Annotated in this window: 19 protein-coding genes and 1 other RNA gene; 13 read left to right on the top strand and 7 right to left on the bottom strand. The window is 65.7% G+C overall.

Going from position 1 to position 19,526, the window contains the following annotated elements:
* Nucleotides 1-5: 5 nt before the first annotated feature.
* The 4 genes from AC0IPL_RS04570 (at nucleotide 6) to AC0IPL_RS04555 (ending at nucleotide 2,165) form a co-directional block, all read left to right on the top strand.
* Complete coding sequence (locus tag AC0IPL_RS04570; RefSeq protein ID WP_474272465.1) at nucleotides 6-698, top strand: N-acetylmuramoyl-L-alanine amidase; 693 nt, start codon at nucleotides 6-8, stop codon at nucleotides 696-698.
* 120 nt (nucleotides 699-818) lie between these two features.
* Nucleotides 819-1,248, top strand: an RNA gene (gene rnpB / locus AC0IPL_RS04565) — RNase P RNA component class A.
* A gap of 118 nt (nucleotides 1,249-1,366) precedes the next feature.
* On the top strand, nucleotides 1,367-1,534 hold the full coding sequence (gene rpmG / locus AC0IPL_RS04560) for a 50S ribosomal protein L33 (RefSeq protein WP_008554190.1): 168 nt from the start codon (nucleotides 1,367-1,369) through the stop codon (nucleotides 1,532-1,534).
* 238 nt (nucleotides 1,535-1,772) lie between these two features.
* Nucleotides 1,773-2,165, top strand: a complete 393-nt coding sequence (locus tag AC0IPL_RS04555) for a hypothetical protein (RefSeq protein WP_474272464.1) — start codon at nucleotides 1,773-1,775, stop codon at nucleotides 2,163-2,165.
* A 33-nt stretch (nucleotides 2,166-2,198) separates the two neighbouring features.
* On the opposite strand, the gene AC0IPL_RS04550 is transcribed toward AC0IPL_RS04555, so the two are convergent.
* From AC0IPL_RS04550 to AC0IPL_RS04540, 3 genes are all read right to left on the bottom strand, one after another.
* Nucleotides 2,199-2,672: an N-acetyltransferase family protein gene (locus AC0IPL_RS04550; RefSeq protein WP_474272463.1), complete on the bottom strand. Its 474-nt coding sequence runs from the start codon at nucleotides 2,670-2,672 to the stop codon at nucleotides 2,199-2,201.
* Nucleotides 2,673-2,767: 95 nt separating this feature from the next.
* A complete protein-coding gene (locus AC0IPL_RS04545) occupies nucleotides 2,768-3,544 on the bottom strand; it encodes a Bax inhibitor-1/YccA family protein (protein WP_474272462.1) in 777 nt (258 codons plus the stop codon).
* A 194-nt stretch (nucleotides 3,545-3,738) separates the two neighbouring features.
* On the bottom strand, nucleotides 3,739-3,960 hold the full coding sequence (locus AC0IPL_RS04540; RefSeq protein ID WP_474272461.1) for a DUF1127 domain-containing protein: 222 nt from the start codon (nucleotides 3,958-3,960) through the stop codon (nucleotides 3,739-3,741).
* A gap of 126 nt (nucleotides 3,961-4,086) precedes the next feature.
* On the opposite strand from AC0IPL_RS04540, the gene AC0IPL_RS04535 reads away from it, so the two are divergent.
* A complete protein-coding gene (locus AC0IPL_RS04535; protein WP_474272460.1) occupies nucleotides 4,087-4,968 on the top strand; it encodes a LysR family transcriptional regulator in 882 nt (293 codons plus the stop codon).
* Between the two features lie 36 nt (nucleotides 4,969-5,004).
* Here the strand turns inward: AC0IPL_RS04535 and AC0IPL_RS04530 are convergent, their stop codons facing one another.
* Nucleotides 5,005-5,973, bottom strand: coding sequence for an NADPH:quinone oxidoreductase family protein (locus AC0IPL_RS04530; RefSeq protein WP_474272459.1), 969 nt, complete (start codon nucleotides 5,971-5,973; stop codon nucleotides 5,005-5,007).
* A gap of 351 nt (nucleotides 5,974-6,324) precedes the next feature.
* Between AC0IPL_RS04530 and AC0IPL_RS04525 the strand changes: the two genes are divergently transcribed.
* From AC0IPL_RS04525 to AC0IPL_RS04515, 3 genes are all read left to right on the top strand, one after another.
* A complete protein-coding gene (locus AC0IPL_RS04525) occupies nucleotides 6,325-6,696 on the top strand; it encodes a helix-turn-helix domain-containing protein (RefSeq protein ID WP_474272458.1) in 372 nt (123 codons plus the stop codon).
* A 291-nt stretch (nucleotides 6,697-6,987) separates the two neighbouring features.
* Nucleotides 6,988-7,779: a histidinol-phosphatase gene (gene hisN, locus AC0IPL_RS04520; protein ID WP_474272457.1), complete on the top strand. Its 792-nt coding sequence runs from the start codon at nucleotides 6,988-6,990 to the stop codon at nucleotides 7,777-7,779.
* Nucleotides 7,780-7,891: 112 nt separating this feature from the next.
* Entirely contained in the window at nucleotides 7,892-9,235 is a 1,344-nt protein-coding gene (locus tag AC0IPL_RS04515) for an 8-oxoguanine deaminase (RefSeq protein WP_474272456.1), read from the top strand.
* A 42-nt stretch (nucleotides 9,236-9,277) separates the two neighbouring features.
* On the opposite strand, the gene guaD is transcribed toward AC0IPL_RS04515, so the two are convergent.
* Nucleotides 9,278-10,564 (bottom strand): guanine deaminase, encoded by a 1,287-nt coding sequence (gene guaD / locus AC0IPL_RS04510; RefSeq protein ID WP_474272455.1) that lies wholly within the window; start codon nucleotides 10,562-10,564, stop codon nucleotides 9,278-9,280.
* 138 nt (nucleotides 10,565-10,702) lie between these two features.
* On the opposite strand from guaD, the gene mgtE reads away from it, so the two are divergent.
* The 4 genes from mgtE to AC0IPL_RS04490 all read left to right on the top strand — a co-directional run bounded on the left by mgtE (nucleotide 10,703) and on the right by AC0IPL_RS04490 (nucleotide 15,589).
* Complete coding sequence (mgtE, locus tag AC0IPL_RS04505; protein WP_474272454.1) at nucleotides 10,703-12,091, top strand: magnesium transporter; 1,389 nt, start codon at nucleotides 10,703-10,705, stop codon at nucleotides 12,089-12,091.
* Between the two features lie 9 nt (nucleotides 12,092-12,100).
* Nucleotides 12,101-12,673 (top strand): 5-formyltetrahydrofolate cyclo-ligase, encoded by a 573-nt coding sequence (locus tag AC0IPL_RS04500; protein ID WP_474272453.1) that lies wholly within the window; start codon nucleotides 12,101-12,103, stop codon nucleotides 12,671-12,673.
* Between the two features lie 113 nt (nucleotides 12,674-12,786).
* Entirely contained in the window at nucleotides 12,787-13,599 is an 813-nt protein-coding gene (locus tag AC0IPL_RS04495; RefSeq protein WP_474272452.1) for a TIGR00282 family metallophosphoesterase, read from the top strand.
* A gap of 211 nt (nucleotides 13,600-13,810) precedes the next feature.
* Entirely contained in the window at nucleotides 13,811-15,589 is a 1,779-nt protein-coding gene (locus AC0IPL_RS04490; protein WP_474272451.1) for an SLC13 family permease, read from the top strand.
* Nucleotides 15,590-15,858: 269 nt separating this feature from the next.
* Here the strand turns inward: AC0IPL_RS04490 and AC0IPL_RS04485 are convergent, their stop codons facing one another.
* Complete coding sequence (locus AC0IPL_RS04485; protein WP_474272450.1) at nucleotides 15,859-17,634, bottom strand: SLC13 family permease; 1,776 nt, start codon at nucleotides 17,632-17,634, stop codon at nucleotides 15,859-15,861.
* Between the two features lie 122 nt (nucleotides 17,635-17,756).
* On the opposite strand from AC0IPL_RS04485, the gene AC0IPL_RS04480 reads away from it, so the two are divergent.
* Nucleotides 17,757-18,497, top strand: a complete 741-nt coding sequence (locus AC0IPL_RS04480; protein ID WP_474272449.1) for a YebC/PmpR family DNA-binding transcriptional regulator — start codon at nucleotides 17,757-17,759, stop codon at nucleotides 18,495-18,497.
* A 161-nt stretch (nucleotides 18,498-18,658) separates the two neighbouring features.
* Here the strand turns inward: AC0IPL_RS04480 and AC0IPL_RS04475 are convergent, their stop codons facing one another.
* Nucleotides 18,659-19,507: a COG3904 family protein gene (locus AC0IPL_RS04475; RefSeq protein WP_474272448.1), complete on the bottom strand. Its 849-nt coding sequence runs from the start codon at nucleotides 19,505-19,507 to the stop codon at nucleotides 18,659-18,661.
* Between the last annotated feature and the right edge of the window lie 19 nt (nucleotides 19,508-19,526).

The raw sequence follows: 19,526 nt of genomic DNA, 5'->3' as shown, positions 1-19,526 counted from the left end.
CCGCCGTGGCCTCCCCGACAGAGGCAGCGACAGAGGGCGCAAGCTGGCGGCCCAGCCCGAATTACGGTGTGCGCCGGGGCGGGCTGCCCCCCACGCTGATCGTCCTGCATTACACGGCCATGGACAGCGCCAGCGCGGCGCTGGACCGGCTGTGCGACCCCGCGTCCGAGGTCTCGGCGCATTACCTGATCGGTGCGGACGGCTCTTTGTGGCAAATGGTGGCCGAGGCTGACCGCGCCTGGCACGCCGGGGCGGGCACCTGGTGCGGGCAGGAGGACATCAATTCCCGCTCCATCGGGATTGAGCTTGATAACCGCGGCACCCATCCGTTCAGCGCGTCGCAAATGACCCGGCTGGAGGCGTTGATGCGGGGCATCATGGCCCGTTGGCAGATCCCGCCCAGCGGTGTCATCGGCCATTCCTGCATGGCCCCGGGGCGTAAATTCGATCCCGGTCCGAGGTTCGATTGGGTGCGGCTGGCGCGACAGGGGCTGGCGACGGCTGGCGGCAACGGCGAAGAGCCGGGCGCGCCCAACGTCCAAGCCTTCCGCGCCGCCGCCCAGGCTGCCGGTTTTACTGCGCCGACGACGGATGAGGCGCTTTTGCAGGCGGTCCGGCTGCGCTTTCGCCCCTGGGGCAGGGGGGCGCTGTGCGGCGCGGATTTCGCAGCGCTCGGCGGGATGGCGCGGCAGGTCTGACCCGTGCGCGGCACCGCCGCGCGCAGCGGGGAATTCGGCCGCATGGCCAAGCCGGGCGACGCCCCTGTGTCAAACTATGCGCTTGACGCCGCCGGGCATAGTTCCTAGGCCTCGACCCGCACAGAAGGCTGGATGGCCGCGTGGGGCTTGCCCCCGCGAGGAAAGTCCGGACTCCATGAAGCAACGGTGCCGGGTAACGCCCGGGCGGGGAGACCCGACGGAAAGCGCCACAGAAAACAGACCGCCCGCCGGCCCTGCGGTTCGCCAAGGGATCAGCCGCGCGGGTAAGGGTGAAACGGTGGGGTAAGAGCCCACCGCGCCCCTGGCAACAGGGGCGGCACGGCAAGCCCCACCGGGAGCAATGCCAAATAGGGTCCCCGCGCGGGCAGGTTCCGGGCTTCCGGAAAACCGCCGCTAGGTTCGCTTCAGCCGAGAGGGACCGGGTTGGCAGCTAGAGCGGCGCAGCAATGTGCTGCCCAGATGAATGGTCATCGATCCCAATCCCACGGGGTTGGGGGGACAGGATCCGGCTTACAGGCCTTCTGTGCATAAATCCCCCAGGGCCGGGGAGAAACCTATTGACTTGCAGGCTGGGGCGGGTAAAAGCCGGGCTTCAGACAGGAATTTACCGAAGGGCTTCCAGCCTTTCCGGACGCAGGAGAAGCACCATGGCGAAGCCGACCACCATCAAGATCCGCCTGAACTCGAGCGCGGGCACCGGCCACTTCTATGTCACCAAGAAGAACGCCCGTACCATGACCGAGAAAATGGTCGTGCGGAAGTACGACCCGGTTGTCCGCAAGCACGTCGAGTACAAGGAAGGCAAGATCAAGTAAGCCTTTCCCCTCGGGAAGAATATCAAAACGGGTCGCGGCTGCCGCGGCCCGTTTTGCGTTTACGAATTGTTAAACTTGTCCGCAACTTCCCGCCGCCTGTCTCCCCGCACGGCGCGCTGCAGCATGTTTGTGCCGCATTGTCGGCCTAGCCTGGCAGACGTGGGTTTTTGAACATTCGGGGGGATGTGCGGTGCGGGTTTTACTCATTTCAACGCTTCTGGCAGTGGTCGGGGCGCCGGTGTCCAGTTCTTTTCAGCCCGGCATCGCGGTACCGTTGGCACCACTGGTCTCTGTTCGGACCTTGGCGGCAACCGCGGCTTCCGACGCGGCCCCGCCAGCAGCTGCCAGGGACGGCGACACGGGGGCGGTGCAGCGTCAGGCGCTGCGCCTGATGGGGCGAAAACTGACGCTGGCGGTGATGCAGGCCGCAGGCGCAGGAACGGCCGTTCTCAGCGCTGCTGAGGGCAGCCTGCTGCCAACCCTGCCGCAGATCGGCGATCAGCAGTTCCAGGCCTTGGTGACCGAGCTTACGGGCTGCCGTCCTGCGGGCGACGTTGTGCGGATCTCCGGGGCCCGGGGCACCCTTGCGCTGTCGGCCGGGGTGGCGTGTCCGCTGCCCGCCGACGGCTGATCGCGCGCCTGGCGTCGCAAGAGGGGGCGAAGGTCAGGCCCGCCACTCGGCCATGGTCAGAACCGGTTCCAGCCCCATGCTCTGCATCAGCCCGGCAGAGGCGGTGTTGAACGGCGCGTAAGTTGTCGCCAGTACCGTCGCGCCCGCGGCCAGGGCGCGCGTGCGCACCGCGTGCACCAGGGCCTTGCCGACGCCCATGCGCCGCCAGTTCTCGCTCACCGCGATATGGTGCAGCATCGCGCGGGTCTCCGCGGCGCGGACCGGCAGCGCCGGGCGCGCCTCAGTCTGGTAGATCGCATAGCCCAGCACTGCGCCCTGCGGGCTTTCCGCCGCCAGCGCGGTGACGCCGTCCTCCGCCAGCCAGCCCGTCAGCCACGCCGACAGCTCTGTCTCTGCGGGGGCGGCAAGGTGGCGGCTCGGCTGATGCGCCGCATGCAGGGCGTGCAGGTCCTTCAGCAACGGCAGCAACCGGTCGGCTCCGGTTGCGGGAATATCAACGATTTGCATCTCAAAACTGCTTTCTTGTCGTCGTCCCCGCCAAAACGGAAAAGGGGCGGATCCTCTCAGATCCGCCCCCGCTGTGTCTGGATTGTCTGGGTCGCTTATTCGCGATTGCCCAGCAGCTGGAGCAGCATCATGAACATGTTGATGAAGTCCAGATACAGGCTCAGCGCGCCCATGATGGCGGATTTTGCCAGCCATTCCTGGTCGCCCATGTGGGCGTGCTGCAGGTAGTCGTTCTTGATCCGCTGGGTGTCATAGGCGGTGAGGCCTGCAAAGATCAGCACACCAATGACCGAGATCGCAAACGCCATGGCCGAGGAGGCCAGGAAGATGTTGACGATCGAGGCCACGATCAGGCCGATCAGACCCATGATCAGGAAGGCGCCCATGCCGGACAGGTCCTTCTTGGTGGTGTAGCCAACCAGCGACAGACCCGCGAAGGCGATCGAGGTGATCAGGAACACCTGCACGATGCTTTCGCCGGTGAACACCAGGAAGATCGAGCTGATCGACAGGCCCATAACGGTGGCAAAAGCGTAGAACAGCAGCTGCACACCAGCCGCGGACATACGGTTGGCAGCGGCGCCGATGCCGAACACAAAGGCCAGCGGGGCAAACATGATGACCCACTTCAGCGGCGAGGCGTACAGCGCATAGCCGATGTTGGTCAGATATTTGTCGCTGTTCAGCTGGGCCACGGCATTCGCCGGGTCAGCGGTTACGGCCAGCCCGGAAATGGCCCAGGCGGCCAGAAAGGTGATGAACGTGCCCACGGCCATGGTTCCGTAGACTTTGTTCATGTGGGCGCGTAGGCCCGCATCGATCTGCGCGGCGCTGGCGCCGGCGGCAGAGCGGATGGTGTCGAATTGTGCCATCTCAGGTGGTCTCCGTAATCTACTCCCTCGCTGCCGACACGGGTCCGGGGACGCCAGCCGCAGCTTTCTCGTTGAATATCGGGGCAACGGCGTTGCTGTTCAAGTATTTCCGGCAAAGAAATACATGAAAAACCAAGCAAACGGGCCGCCCGCAGGCAGCCCGTGGAAAACCGGGGAACGGTCGGTTCGGCAGCTCAGCGCAGCCAGTGGGCCGGTGCGCTCCAAAAACCGCGGTCGGCCTCGGTCTCGGCTTCGGCGCGGGTCAGCCCGATGTCCTTGAGGGCCCGGTCGTCCAGTGCCGCGAGGTGGTCCCGCTGGCGGCGGACCGCCATGTACAGGCGCAGGCGGCTGAACAGCGAAAGCTTCGGCTTATGCGGGGTGCAGCAGGCGGGGCGAGAGGCTGTTGCGTGGGTCATGGCGACGGGTCCTTCAGTGGGGTTTGTGATGCTTACCTTTGGGGCGATCAATTATGTTGATATATATGCCGTCCTCTGTCATATTTTCAAAACGAATGTTTTTGATGGCAAGCATCAGGTGTTGTGATGGCTAGAAATCTCGATGTAACCACGCTGCGCTCCTTTGTAGCGGTGGCGGACCATGGCGGCGTGACGCGGGCGGCGGGCTTTTTGCACCTGACCCAATCGGCGGTCTCGATGCAGCTCAAGCGGCTGGAGGACGTGCTGGGGCTGAACCTGCTGGACCGTTCCGGGCGCGGCATAGCGCTCACCGCTTCGGGCGAGCAGCTGCTGGCCTATGCCCGTCGCATGGTGGCGCTGAACGACGAGGTGATCGGGCGGCTTACCGATCAGGCGTACGAGGGCGAGGTGATCCTCGGCGTGCCGCATGACATCGTCTACCCGGCGATCCCGCAGGTGTTGCAGCGGTTCAACGCCAGCTTCCCGCGGGTGAACGTCAATCTGCTGACCTCCAACACCCGCGAGCTGAAGGACGGCTTCTCCCGTGGCAGGCTGGACCTGATCCTGACCACCGAAACCGGCGCCGAGCCGGGCAGCGAGACCATTCACAAAATGCCGCTGCGCTGGGTCGGGGCGGTGAACGGTTCGGCCTGGCGGCAGCGGCCGCTGCGGCTGGGGTTCTGCCGCAACTGCAGTTTCCGCTCGGTGGCGACGGCGGCGCTGGATGCGGCGGGGCGCAAATGGGAGATGGCGCTCGACAGTGAATCCGACCGCACGGTCGAGGCCACGGTCAGCGCTGATCTGGCGGTGGGGGTTCTGCTGGAAGGCACCCAGCCGCCGCATCAGGAACTGATCGACCACGGCGGTGCGCTGCCGGAACTGCCGGGGCAGCACATCAACCTTTATGGCGGCGACAAGGTGCGCGCGCCCTATGTCGAGGAACTGGCCAGCTTGATCCGGCAGGGTTTTTCAACCATGCGCTCGGTGCCGCTGCGGGTCGCGAGCTAGGCCCGAGCGGCGCAGGGCCGGGTCCCGCGCCCGGCCTCAGGTGTCGGCGCCCATGGTGATGACCACCTTGCCGGTGGAGGCGCGGCTGCGCAGGAGCTCCAGCCCCTCGTCAGCGCAGGCCAGCGGCAGGCAATGGCTGATATGCGGCTTGATGCGGCCTTCGCCGTGCCAAGCAAACAGCGTCTCGAAGGAGCGTCGCACAACTTCGGGCCGGATTTTCATGTAGCCGCCCAGATAGAAACCGATCACCGTCAGGTTTTTGACCAGCAAGTGATTGGCCGGGATCTGCGGCACCGCGCCGCCGGCAAATCCGATCGGCAGCAGCCGCGCACCGGGGTTGGCCGCGCGGAAAGCAGCGGTCCACACGTCACCGCCCACGGCGTCATAAACCACATCCGCACCGCCCAGATCCTTGACCGCGCGGCGCAGATCCTGCTCGGCGTCGATCAGGTGATCGGCGCCGGCGGCGGCGGCGACCTCCAGCTTGGCCCGGTTGCGCGCCTGGGCGATCACCGTGGCGCCCATCAGCTTGCCGATCTCCACCGCGGTCAGCCCGACACCGCCGGCTGCACCGGTCACCAGCAGCGTCTCGCCCGGTTGCAGTCGCGCACAGTGGTCCAGGGCGATGTGGCTGGTGCCATAGGCGATCTGCATCGCTGCTGCGTGCTCAAAGTGCATTGTGTCGGGGATGTGGATCAGCCGCGCCGCGTCAAATACCCCGACCTCAGCCAGACCGCCCGCACCTGCAAAGACCGCCACCCGGTCGCCCGGCGCGAACCCTTCGGCGCCCGCGCCCAGCTCGGTGACAACGCCCGCGGCCTCCAGCCCCAGGGTGAAGGGCGGTTTGGGCGTGTCCTGATACTGGCCCGTCTGCATCAGCAGATCGGCAAAGTTCAACCCGCAGGCGCGCAAGGCGACCGCGACCTGGCCGGGGCCGGGCCGGGGGGCGGCGAGCGCGGTCAGGACCGCCGGGCTGTCAAAGCTGTTCACCTGAAATGCCTGCATGTCGTCTCCTCAGCTTGTGCGGGAATCAGGGTGATTCGCCGACCACATTGGGTGGGTATCACAGGCAGCTTCACCTCGCTATTTCTGGGGAGGGGCCGGATCTACAGTTACCTGTCAATAAAACGTTTAAAAAATGGCAGGGGAAATCAATCATTTGGGTGTGCGATTTGCGCACGGGGCGTTTGCGTTCTTGCAATCAATCGCAATGGTTGTACACTTTTACTTGGAGGTTGAGCTTGGATTGCCCTGATGGGGAACCGTGTTTCCGGCAGGATTTAGGCGCTGCCGAACCTGGTTTGATGGTAGAGGTGATCCGGGATGCAACCGGATTTACAGATTTAGGAGAAACGCATGGCTCATCCCGTTGACGTGCATGTGGGAAAGCGCATTCGCCACCGCCGGTGGCTGATTGGTATGACACAGCAGCAGCTGGCCGAACAGGTCGGTATCAAGTTCCAGCAAATTCAAAAGTATGAAACCGGTGCCAACCGGGTCAGCGCGTCCCGGCTCTGGGACATCGCGGACACGCTTGAGGTGTCTGTCAGCTTCTTTTTCGAAGGTTTGCAGGACGAGGACAAGGCGACCGGCGACAAGCCCGCCGTGCCGGAGGATCTGATGGGGGACAAGGAAGCACTGGACTTGGTGCGGTCCTACTATGCGATCCCGGAGAACCAGCGCCGCCGCCTGTTCGAACTGGCCCGCGTACTGAGCGACGCAGCCTGATCGCCCGGAACCTGGTCGGCCCGAATAAATCCGACACGGAGCAGCACCAAGGGTGCTGTTCCGTGATAGTCGTTCGCCAAACGGGCCTAGGGGGCGACAGCCAGACATCCCGACGGTCATGGGCGCAGGGCTGTTGGGCGGGGTGAAAACCGGCCTGCAAAGACAAACTATGACAGAAAACCGCCCACTGATCTGTGGGGTCCGGCTTGCTCTGCGCGGCAGACCCTCGGCGCCTGTGCGCCTGCGCATTTATACTTGCAATGGTCGCCTCCGGATGGCACCCGTTTCAGCATGACACAGGCCGACATCTCCGATCTTGACGTTGCGCACAGAATGGCAGACGCCGCCCGCGCCGCCATCCTGCCGCATTTCCGCAGCACCAGTCTGACAGCTGAAAACAAGCTGGCACAGGGGTTTGACCCGGTCACCGTGGCAGACCGCGCCGCCGAACAGGCGATGCGCGCCGTGCTGGCGGAGCTGCGCCCGCAGGATGCCATCCTGGGCGAGGAATTTGGCACAACCGTCGGCACCTCCGGGCGCACTTGGGTTCTGGATCCGATTGACGGCACCCGCGGTTTCATCAGTGGTACCCCGACCTGGGGCGTGCTGATCGCGCTCGGTGACGCGGGCGGCCCCTTCCTGGGGGTGATCGACCAGCCCTACACCGGCGAGCGGTTCTGCGGCGGTCCGGGTGCGGCCTTCATGACCGGCCCGCTGGGGCAAGCGCCCTTGAAAACCCGCACAACAGCCGCGCTGGAGGAGGCCATCCTCTTCACCACCTTCCCAGAGGTCGGCACCGCCGCCGAGCGGGCAGGCTTTGAGCGCGTCGCCGCCCGCGTGCGGCTGACCCGTTTCGGGATGGATTGCTATGCCTATGCGCTGCTTGCGGCGGGGCAGGTGGATCTGGTGATCGAGGCAGGCCTCAACGCCTATGACATCCAGGCCCCGATTGCTGTAATCCAGGCCGCAGGCGGCTTGGTTACGGACTGGCAGGGCGGGCCGGTGCATGACGGCGGCCAGGTGATCGCCGCCGCCACTCCGGAGCTGCACCGTGCGGCGCTAGCGCTTCTGAACGGCGGCTGAGCGGCTTGAAAAGCCCGCGTGCCCCCCATATTGTGGGGCGGCGCGGTTCTTGTCCCGTTTTCCACCGCGCTCCACACATTCCTATGAAGCGGGCTGTCAAAAGGAGTGTGTGATGACGGCAGAAATCCTGATTCAAAATGCCGATACCGTCCTGACCATGGACGATGCCCGCCGGGTGTTGCACGGTGCCGACGTGCTGATCCGCGGCGGCCAGATTGCGTGTGTCGGGCAGGGGCTGCAGACGGCGGGCGAGATCGTTTCGGGCCGCGGCTGCGTGGTGACCCCGGGGCTGGTGAACACCCACCACCATCTGTACCAGAACCTGACCCGCGCGGTGCCGGGGGCGCAGGACGCGCTGCTGTTCGGCTGGCTGCAGCGGCTTTACCCGATCTGGGCCCGCTTCACCCCGGATGAGATGTTCACCTCCGCCCAACTCGGCCTTGCGGAACTGGCGCTCTCGGGCTGCACGCTCAGCTCCGACCACCTCTATCTCTACCCCAACGGCTCCCGGCTGGAGGACACGATCCACGCCGCCCGCGAGATCGGCCTGCGGTTTCACCCGACCCGCGGCGCCATGAGCATCGGCGAAAGTGACGGCGGCCTGCCGCCCGACAGCCTGGTCGAAGATGAACGGGCCATCCTCGACGACATGATCCGGGTGGTGGACAGCTTTCACGACGCGTCCGAAGGCTCCATGTGCCGCGTCGGCCTGGCGCCATGCTCGCCCTTCTCGGTCAGCCGCGACCTGATGCGCGATGCGGCGCTGCTGGCGCGGGACAAGGGGGTGATGCTGCACACCCACCTGGCCGAAAACGACGAGGACATCGCGTATTCCCAAGAGAAATTCGGCTGTCGCCCCGGCCAGTACGCTGAGGAACTGGGCTGGACTGGTGACGACGTCTGGCACGCGCATTGCGTCAAACTCGATGTGCAAGAGATTGATCTCTTTGCCAGAACCCGAACCGGAGTGGCGCATTGTCCCTGTTCCAACTGTCGCCTGGGCAGCGGCATCGCGCCGGTGCGCGCCATGCGGGACGCGGGTGTTGCGGTGGGGCTGGGCGTCGACGGCTCCGCCAGCAACGACATGGCCAGTCTCAGCGCCGAGGCCCGGCAGGCCATGCTGCTGCAACGGGTGGCCAATGGCGCCGACGCGATGAGCGCCTATGAAACGCTGGAGATCGCCACCCGCGGCGGCGCCGATGTTCTGGGCCGTCCTGACTGCGGTCGGTTGCAACCGGGCAAACGCGCCGACGTGGCCGTCTGGGACACCACCGGCATCGCCTCCAGCGGCAGCTGGGATCCGGCGGCGCTGCTGCTGGCGGGTCCCACGCAGGTCAAACACCTGTTTGTCGAGGGCAAGCAGATCATCCGCGGCGGCGAGATCACCACGCTTGACCTGCCGCAGCTGATCGAACGCCACGGCAGGTTGGCGCAGGCGCTGGCGTCATCTTTCTGAAAATACCCAATGCCGAGGGCAGAGGCGCGCCCGCGTCTCTCCCTACACCCGGCGGCCGCCGATCCAGACCTCGGCAATCGCGCGGTCGTCGCCCATCATGAGGGTCGGGAACACCGCCTCCCAAACATCCTCGGCGCGGGCGCTGCGCTGCGCGATCGCCGGGGTCGAGCCGAGGTCCAGCACCACCAAATCCGCCTCCATGCCGGGTGCGATGTTGCCGATCTTGTCCTGCATGCGCAGCGCCGTGGCCGATCCTTGGGTCGCCAGCCACAACAGCTGCGCCGCATGCAGCGGCGTGCCGCGCAACTGGCCGATCTCATAAGCCGCCGCCATGGTGCGCAGCATGGAAAAGCTGGAACCACCGCCGGTGTCGGTGGCAAGGCCGATGCGCTGCCCCTCTGCCATCAGCCCGTGCAGGTCGAACAGGCCGGAACCGATAAAGGTGTTCGACGTCGGGCAATGCACCAGCGCCGCGCCGTAGTCGCGCAGCCGGTGGCGCTCGCGCTCCTCCAGATGGATGGCGTGGCCATACAGACCGCGCGCGCCCAGCAGGCCGAACTCCTCATAGGTGTCCAGATAGTCCCGTGCCTGCGGGAACAGCGATTTCACCCATGCGATCTCGTCGGTCTGCTCGCTCAGATGGGTTTGCATCAGGCAGTCGGGATGCTGCGCCCACAAGGCGCCGAGCGCCTCCAGCTGCTCTGGCGTGGAGGTTGGCGAGAACCGTGGCGTGATGGCGTATTCCAGCCGGTCCACCCGGTGCCAGCGCGCAATCAGCGCCGCCGACTGGTCATGCGCCGTTTGCGCGGTGTCCTGCAGGCCGGGGGGGGCATTGCGGTCCATGCAGGTTTTGCCCGCCACCACCCGCCGCCCACGCGCCTGCGCAGCGGCGAAAAACGCCTCCACGCTTTCGGGGTGGATGGTGCAGTAGCTGGCCACCGTGGTGGTGCCATGCGCCGTCGTCAGATCCAGATAGCGGGCGGCGATCTCATCGGCGTAGGCGCGATCGCCAAAGCGTTCCTCCTCGGGGAACGTATAGCTGTTCAGCCAATCGATCAGCCGCTTGCCCCAGCTGGCGATGATGGCGGTCTGCGGGTAATGCACATGGGCGTCGACAAATCCGGCCAGGATCAGCCGCGGGCCATGGTCGCTGACAGGGGCCTGCGGCATGTCCGCCCGCAGCGCCGCCAGCGTCCCCACCGCGGCCACTTTGCCATCGCGCAGCGCCACGGCCTCGTCGATCCGGCAGGCGTCCTCGGGCCGCCCTCCCGCAAACGGAGAGCCGTCAAAACTCAGCACCTGGCCCTTCAGGATCGTTTCCGTGCTCATCGTCGCAGCCTTTCTTGCCAAATCGCCGGATGCAGGGTACCCGGCGCATCAGTTCCGGTAAATTATGCCATTGTCATTGTTTTCCGGTAACCGCTTCTTCTATTTTGCAGATATTCACAAGAGTTCTGGGGGTGCCAGATGAGCAGCGGCGACAATATCACCGGCGAAACGCCCGTCGAGGACGCCTACGAGTTGGACCGCCAGCTGGTCACGCAGGTCTTGCTGGCGGTGGAACAGGGAGACCAGCAGCAACTGACCGGCCTGCTGGAGCATTTGCACGCAGCGGACATCGCCGACCTTCTGGAACAGGTCGACTCGGCGGACCGGGCGCGGCTGATCCGGCTTTATGACCGCGAGTTCGACGGTGAGATTCTGTCGGAACTGGACGAAAGCATCCGCGAGGAGGTGATCGCCACGCTGACCCCCTCGGTGCTGGCGGACGCGGTGCGAGAGCTGGAAAGCGACGATGTGGTCGACCTGCTGGAGGACCTCGAGGAGCCGCAGCAGGAAGCCATCCTCGATGTGCTGGAGGATGCCGACCGGGTTGCCGTCGAACAGTCGCTGAGCTTCCCGGAGAACTCTGCCGGGCGCCTGATGCAACGCGCGGTGGTGATGGCGCCGGAGCATTGGAATGTCGGGCAGGCCATTGATTTCATGCGCGAATCCGAGGGCCTGCCAGAGCAGTTCTACCACATGGTGATCGTCGATCCGCGCACCCATCCGGTGGGCAATGTCACCCTTGGCCGGATCATGGGCGCCAAACGCGAGGTGCCGCTGACCGACCTGCTGGAGGACACCTTTCAGGTCATCCCCGCCGATCAGGACGAGGAAGACGTGGCCTACGCCTTCAACCAGTATCACCTCATTTCGGCCCCCGTGGTGGACGGCGAGGGGCGGCTGGTCGGGGTCATCACCATCGACGACGCGATGGCGGTGCTGGACGAGGAACACGAAGAAGACATCCTGCGTCTGGCCGGTGTGGGCGAGGAAAGCTCGCTGGCTGACCGGGTGATCGAGACCACCAAGCGCCGATTCCCCTGGCTGGCGGTGAACCTGGTGACGGCGGTGATGGCCTCGCTCGTGATCGCCCAGTTCGAGGCGGCGATTGCGCAGATCGTGGCGCTGGCGGTCTTGATGCCGATTGTTGCTTCAATGGGCGGCAATGCGGGCACCCAGTCGCTGACGGTGGCGGTGCGCGCTATTGCCACCCGCGACTTGACCGGCTCCAACGTCTGGCGGGTGATCCGGCGTGAGGTGCTGGTGGGGCTGGTCAACGGGCTGATCTTTGCGGTGGCGATGGGGTTGGTGGGGCTGATCTGGTTCGGCTCCCCGGCGCTGGGCGGCGTGATTGCCGTCGCGATGGTGGTCAATATGGTCGTGGCGGGGCTGGCAGGCACCGTGATCCCGGTTGTACTGGAGAAGAGCGGAATTGACCCGGCCCTGGCCTCGGGGGCCTTTGTCACCACGGTGACCGATGTGGTGGGCTTCTTTGCCTTCCTCGGCCTGGCCGCGGCTGTCTTGCTGTAGGAGCGCGTTATGACCAACCCTGCCGATCTGAGTGAACGCAAAGCCACCGCCCGCAAGGCCGCCTTTGCCCGCCGCAAGGCTGCGTTTGACCGCAACACCCCCGGCGCCGCGGGCCACCTGTCAGAAGTTCTGGCGGGCTATCGCGGCGTGCCGCTGTCGGGCTTTCTGCCAATCCGCACCGAGATCGACCCCCGCCCCGCCATGGCAGAGGCGGCGGCCCATGGTCCGGTGGGCGTGCCGGTCATCATGGGGGCGGGGCTACCGCTGAAGTTCAGCCGCTGGCAACCGGAGGGCGCGCTGCGTGAAGGCCCCTTTGGCGCCATGGTGCCGCAGGTTGATGACTTCATGGAGCCCGAAATCCTGATCGTGCCGCTGGTGGCCTTCGATGAGCAGGGCGGGCGGCTGGGCTATGGCGGCGGCTTCTATGACCGCACGCTGGAGCAGCTGCGCCGCAAGCGGGCGACGCTGGCGATTGGCTTTGCCTTTGATGCGCAGGAGGCGGACGATCTGCCGCTGGAGCCCACCGACCAGCCGCTGGACATGCTGGTGACGGAGAGCCGCATCCTGCAATTCAGCCGCTGAGCCCCGCGTCGCCCCAAGATTTTTGTGAAAAATCTTGGCAAAACCATTCAGAATAGTTTTGTGCGCGCGCCGCGGGCCTTGTTCTGGCGGGCGCATCGGCGTACCACCCGCGGATGCGAATTCTGTTTCTTGGCGATGTGATGGGCCGCGCCGGGCGCCGCGCCATCACCGAAACCCTGCCGCGTCTGCGCGACGAGTGGCGGCTCGATTTTGTTGTGGTGAATGGCGAAAACGCCTCCAATGGCATGGGGCTGAGCGGCGAACACGCCAAGCTGCTGCTGGACGCGGGCGTTGACTGCCTGACGCTGGGCGATCATGCCTTCGACCAGAAGGACATGCTGCAATTCATTGAAAAGGAACAGCGCGTCATCCGGCCGCTGAACTTTGCCAAGGGCGCACCGGGGCGCGGATACCGGCTGTTTCAGGCGCCGGGCGGGCGCAAGGTGCTCGTGGTGCAGGTGCTGGGACAGGTGTTCATGAAACGGGCCTTTGACGATCCCTTCGGCGGGCTGGAGGCCGTGCTGAAATCGCATCCCCGCGGCGGGCTGGCGCAGGCGATCATCGTCGATGTGCATTGCGAGGCCACCTCCGAGAAGATGGCGATGGGGCATTTCTGCAACGGCCGCGCGTCGCTGGTGGTGGGCACCCATACGCATGTGCCGACCGCGGATGCGCAGATCCTGTCCGAGGGCACCGGCTATCTGACCGATGCGGGCATGTGCGGGGACTACAACTCTGTCATCGGCATGGACAAGGCCGAACCGATGCGCCGCTTCCTGACCGGCATGCCCAAGGCGCGCTTCACCCCGGCCAATGGCGCGGCGACGCTGTCCGGCGTCTTTGTCGAAACCGACGACCGCACCGGTGCTGCCAAGCAGATTCGCATGGTGCGCAACGGCGGGCTGCTGCAAGAGGCCGCCCCCTGATGCGGACCGCGGCACTGGTAAACGGGCGCGGTCGCCGCTTCTGTTCTGCCGGGATAAGGAATTCTTGAAAAAGATCCCCGATACCGGTCTCTGGCCCCAAGGCGTGCTGAACGTCTTGCCCAGCCACCCGGTTTCGGGGAAACTGCGCAGTGGCCGCGCGCCTGCGGCTGCGACACCGCTGCCGACAACAACATGGGCATAGTCACAGTACATGCAGTTTTTCCTCTCTGGTGATACCGGCAGCGCCGTGGTGGCAATTGTCATCGTGCTGGCCATGTTCCTGGCCTTCCTGCGCGAAACCTACCCGACAGAGGTGGTTGCCCTCACCGGTGTTGCCGCAATGCTGGCCACCGGCGTGCTGCCCTACGAGCAGGCGCTGCCGGTGCTGTCCAACCCGGCGCCCTGGACCATTGCCGCAATGTTCATCATTATGGGCGCGCTGGTGCGCACCGGGGCGCTGGATGCCTTCACCCAGATTGCCAAGAAAAAGGCCGAGGTCAGCCCCCGGCTGGCGGTGGCCCTGCTGATGGCTTTTGTGGTGGCGGCCTCTGCGGTGGTCTCCAACACGCCGGTGGTGGTGGTGATGATCCCGGTGTTCATCCAGATTGCCCGCACGCTGAATGTCTCCGCCTCCAAGATGCTGATCCCGCTGAGCTATGCGGCGATTCTGGGCGGCACGCTGACGCTGATCGGCACGTCCACGAACCTTCTGGTCGACGGTGTGGCGCGGGCTCAGGGGCTGGCGCCCTTTACCATTTTCGAGGTCACGCCGCTGGGGCTGATCCTGGTTGTCTATGGCATGGTGTACCTGCGCTTCATCGCGCCGCGGCTGCTGCCCGAACGCGACAGCATGGCCGCGATGCTCAGCGACAAATCCAAGATGAAATTCTTCACCGAGGCGGTGATCCCGCCCGAAAGCAACCTCATTGGCCGCGAAGTCACCGGCGTGCAGCTGTTCAAACGCCCCGGCGTGCGGCTGATCGACGTGATCCGCGGCGACGATTCGCTGCGCCGCAACCTCAAAGGGGTGGAGCTTCAGGTCGGCGACCGGGTCGTCCTGCGTACAAGAATGACGGAGCTGCTGAGCCTGCAGTCCAACAAGGAGCTGAAACGGGTGGACCAGGTCTCCGCGGTGGAGACCCAGACGGTGGAGGTGCTGATCACCCCCGGCTGCCGCATGGTGGGCCGCAGCCTCGGCGCCATGCGCCTGCGGCGGCGCTACGGCGTCTATACGCTGGCGGTGCATCGGCGCAATCAGAATATCGGCGTGCAGCTGGAGGATCTGGTGGTGCGGGTTGGCGACACCCTGCTGCTGGAGGGCGCGCCCGCCGACATCCAGCGTCTGGCGGCGGATATGGAGCTGGCCGATGTCTCGCAGCCGACCCAGCGCGCCTACCGCCGCAGCCATGCGCCGATTGCCATCGTGGCGCTGTTCTCCATCGTTGTGCTGGCCGCTTTCGGTGTCGCGCCGATCCTGATGCTCTCGCTGTTTGCCGTGGCGCTGGTCTTCGTCACCCGCTGCATCGACGCGGATGAGGCGTTTTCCTTTGTCGACGGGCGGCTCTTGTCGCTCATCTTTTCAATGTTGGCCATCGGTGCTGCACTGGAAAGCTCCGGCGCGGTCAGCCTGATCGTAAATGCGCTGGCACCGGGACTGTCCATGTTGCCGCCCGTCCTGCTGGTCTGGGCGGTCTATCTTCTGACCTCTGTGCTGACAGAGCTGGTCTCAAACAATGCCGTGGCCGTGGTGGTGACACCGATTGCCATCGGCCTGGCGCAGGCCATGGGGGTGGACCCGCGACCGCTGGTGGTGGCGGTGATGGTGGCGGCTTCGGCCAGTTTTGCCACCCCGATCGGCTATCAGACCAACATGCTGGTCTATGGCCCCGGCGGCTATAAGTTCACCGATTTCCTGCGGGTCGGCATTCCGCTGAACCTGACGGTGGGCCTGCTCGCCTCGCTGCTGATCCCGGTTTTCTGGCCGCTCTGATCCTGTCGTCGCCCTATGGGGGAACTTCTGCGCGTCCTGCGCATTGTGTTGCAAAGCAAGACAAGAACAGGGCAGCAGATGAATTTCAGAAACGTTTTCTTGGTCACCGTGCTGGCGGGGGCGACCGCAATCGCGCTGGCGTCGCAGGCATTGAAGGTGGACACCGCACGGGCAGGGCAGTCCGCGGTAGCGGCGGCACGACCCTTTTGAAAGGTCTTGGCAAAACGTTAGCCAAAATTTTTGTCGCCGGAGGCCAGATGGGGTGCGTCTTATAAAGGCCAGAACAACAGGATAGCCGGGATCGACACCGCGATCACCAGCGCCTCCAGCGGCAGCCCCATGCGCCAGTAGTCGCCGAAACGGTACCCGCCAGGCCCCAGAACCAGCGTGTTGTTCTTATGTCCGATTGGCGTCAGAAAGGCCGCGGAGGCCGCCACCGCCACCGCCATCAGGAATGGATCCGGCGACACCTGCAGGGCATCGGCCATCTGGATCGCCACCGGGGCGGCAACAATTGCGGTGGCAGTGTTGTTCAGCACATCCGACAGCGTCATGGTGACCACCATCAACACCGTCAGCACCGCCCAGACCGGCAGGCCCGCTGTCAGCCCGGTCAGCGCGCCCGCGATCAGCGCTGTCCCGCCAGAGGCATCCAGCGCCGCCCCGAGGGGAATCATCGACCCCAAAAGCACCACCACCGGCCATTCCACATGGTCATAGATCTCCGCCACCGGCAGGATCTTCAACAGCACATATCCAATCGCCACCAGCCCCAGCGCCACCGGCAGATACAACAGCCCCACAGAGGCGGCCAGCACAGCGGCCGCAAACAGGCCAATCGCGGCCCAGGTCTTGTCATCTGCCGTCACCGACAGCCCGCGTTCCGCCAGCGGCAGGCAGCCCAGCCATTCGGTGACGTCATTGCTGCGTCCGCGCGGGCACAGCAGCAGCAGGATGTCTCCCGCCTCGATCTGGCTCTGGCGCACATGCCGGGTCAGCCGCTTGCCCTGCCGCGAGATCCCCAGCAGAACCGTGTTCTGGCGCCAGGCAAGGCCAACCGACTGGGCGCTGCGGCCGTTGATGCGGGCGGTCTCCGGCACCACCAGCTCCAACAGGTCCAGGCCTTCGCCTGCGGCGGCCAGTTTCTCCTGCCGGGCGGCGTCGGCAAAATCCAGCTTCAGGGCACTGCGGAACTCGTCCAGCGCCTCCGGCTCGGCCTCGATCACCAGCGCGTCGCCCGCCCGCAGGGTGGCAGAAGACCCACGCCCGTACATCCGCTTGCCGTCCCGCATCAGCCCCAGAATGGCAACATCCGCCTTCTCGGCCTCCTCATCCAGTTCCCCCAGCCGCCGTCCGATCAGTGCTGAGTCTTCGGCCACGGTCAGCTCTGCGATATAGGGGGCCAGCTGCGCCTCCGACGCCCCGGCCGCATTCTGCCGCGCCGGGATCAGCCGCCAGCCGACCAGCGCCACAAAGGCCAGCCCCGCCACCGCCGCCACGCCGCCCACCGGGGCAAAATCAAACATGCGGAACGGCGCGCCTAGCTGCTCTTCGCGAATGGCGGCGATGATGATGTTGGGCGGCGTGCCGATCAGCGTCACCATGCCGCCCAGAATGGTGGCAAAGGACAGCGGCATCAGGCTCAACCCCGGGGCGCGCCCCGCCTTGCGCGCGGTCTGGATGTCCACCGGCATCAGCAGCGCCAGCGCCGCCACGTTGTTCATGAAGGCCGACAGCACCGCCCCGACACCGCCCATCAGCGCAATATGCGCGCCCAGCCCGCGGGCGCTGTCCACCAGCGTGCGGGTGATCAGGAACACCGCGCCCGAGCGCACCAGCCCGGCCGAGACGATCAGCACCAGCGCCACCACCAGCGTCGCCGGATGGCCAAACCCGGCAAAGGCGTCCTCGGCAGGCACCACCCCCAGCACCACGCCGGCCATCAACGCGGCGAAAGCCACCAGATCATAACGCCAGCGCCCCCACAGAAGCAGGGCAAAAACGGCAGCAAACAGTGAAAACAGAATGGTTTGATCAAGTGTCATTCCGTCACCTTAGTCGCTGCGCGGCGCGCAGCAAGGGGGGCTGCGGGCCTGCGTGCTTGAAAGCAGGGGCGCGCACGGGCTATATGGGCGCCAATTCGGATATTCAGCAGCAAGGATGCACCATGGCAGGCCACTCAAAATGGGCAAACATTCAGCACCGCAAGGGCCGTCAGGACGCGGCGCGGTCCAAACTGTTTTCCAAACTGGCCAAGGAGATCACCGTGGCCGCCAAGATGGGCGACCCCGATCCCGACAAGAACCCGCGCCTGCGCCTGGCGGTCAAGGAAGCCAAGTCGCAATCCGTCCCCAAGGATGTGATCGAGCGCGCCATCAAGAAGGCCAGCGGCGGCGATGCGGAGAACTATGACGAAATCCGCTATGAGGGCTATGGCCCCAACGGTGTCGCGGTGATCGTCGAGACCATGACCGACAACAAGAACCGCACCGCCTCCACTGTGCGCTCCACCTTCTCCAAGAACGGCGGCAACCTCGGCGAAACCGGGTCCGTCGGCTTCATGTTCGAACGCAAGGGCGAGGTGACCTATCCCGCCGCCGTGGGCGATGCCGACACCGTGATGATGGCCGCGATCGAGGCCGGCGCCGAAGATGTCGAAAGCTCCGAGGACGGCCACATCATCTACTGCGCCGACACCGACCTCAACGAGGTGTCCAACGCGCTGGAGGCCGAACTGGGCGAGTCCGAGTCGACCAAGCTGGTCTGGAAGCCTACAACCACCACCGAGCTGGACCTCGAAGGCATGCAGAAGCTGATGCGCCTGGTCGACGCGCTGGAGGATGACGACGACGTGCAGCGCGTCACCACCAATTTCGAGGCGTCCGACGAGGTCATGGCGCAGCTCTGATCCACGTCCCCCGCCGATCAAGACAAGGCAGCCCTTGCGGCTGCCTTTTTCATGCGTGGGGGCCTGTCGGGCCAGCCACTGCGGCTCCGGGCGCGGCTCCGGTTTCTTTCTGGATGGAAATACTCCGGGGGCGCCGCGCCTGCGGCGGGGGCAGCGCCCCCTCAGGGCAGGCCGTCGGTCACAACCCCTGCCGCACGCAGCTCGGCCGGGGTCGGACGCCACAGGCCGCGGTGGTCCACCGCCAGGGCGCGGCGGGCGAAATCCGCATCGATACCCTGCTTTTGCAAGAACGCCAGGTCGCGCCGCTGTTCCGCCCGCAGGTCCACCTGCGGCAACCCGCCCTCGAACATCAGACCATAGCCGTGAAACCCAAGCGACCCGCCCGGTGCCAGTCGGCGGTGGTGGCCAGCCGCAAACAGCAGCGTGCAGGCTGACGCGCACAGCCCCGCCGCCTCGGTGTCCAGCCGGTGCTGCTCGATCAGCCGCGCCGCGCCACGCGCTTCATAAATCAGCCCGCCGGGGCTGGTCAGCCGCAGGCGTCGCAGGCCGGGGGTCGCGGCCAGCTGCGCGTCGATCCGGCGGGTCAGCCCGTGGGTGATCTCGCCCTCCAGCACCAGGGTGCGCCCGTCCTCTGTCAGGCTCAGCCGGTACAGCGCCTCGCGGGCCTGGCGGCGCTGTTCGGCGTAGGGCAGGGAGTCGTCCAAGCGGGCGCTCAGCAGGGCATCCCACCAAAGCACCGGCGCGACAAAGATCGCCAGCAGCACCAGCAGATAGCTGCCCCAGACCGGGGCCATGGCGCCAGTGCTGGCCACATGCGCGTCCGTGCCGCGCAGCACCGCGCGCGCCTGCCACAGCAGCAAAAGCGCATCCGCCGCCATCAGGGCCAGCACCAGGCCCTTGGGCAGATGCAGCCAGTGCAGCGCCGCCAGCCAACCCAGAAAAACCGCCGCCCTTGGCAGCAACAGCTGCCGGACGAGGCACCCCAGCAGAGAGTCGGCTGGCGCGTTCATTCCCGGCGCCTGCGGCGAA

This window comes from Leisingera sp. SA32 (assembly GCF_056033425.1).
The sequence above is the reverse complement of the archived record's forward strand: the minus strand, read 5'-3'. Positions and strand labels throughout refer to the sequence as shown.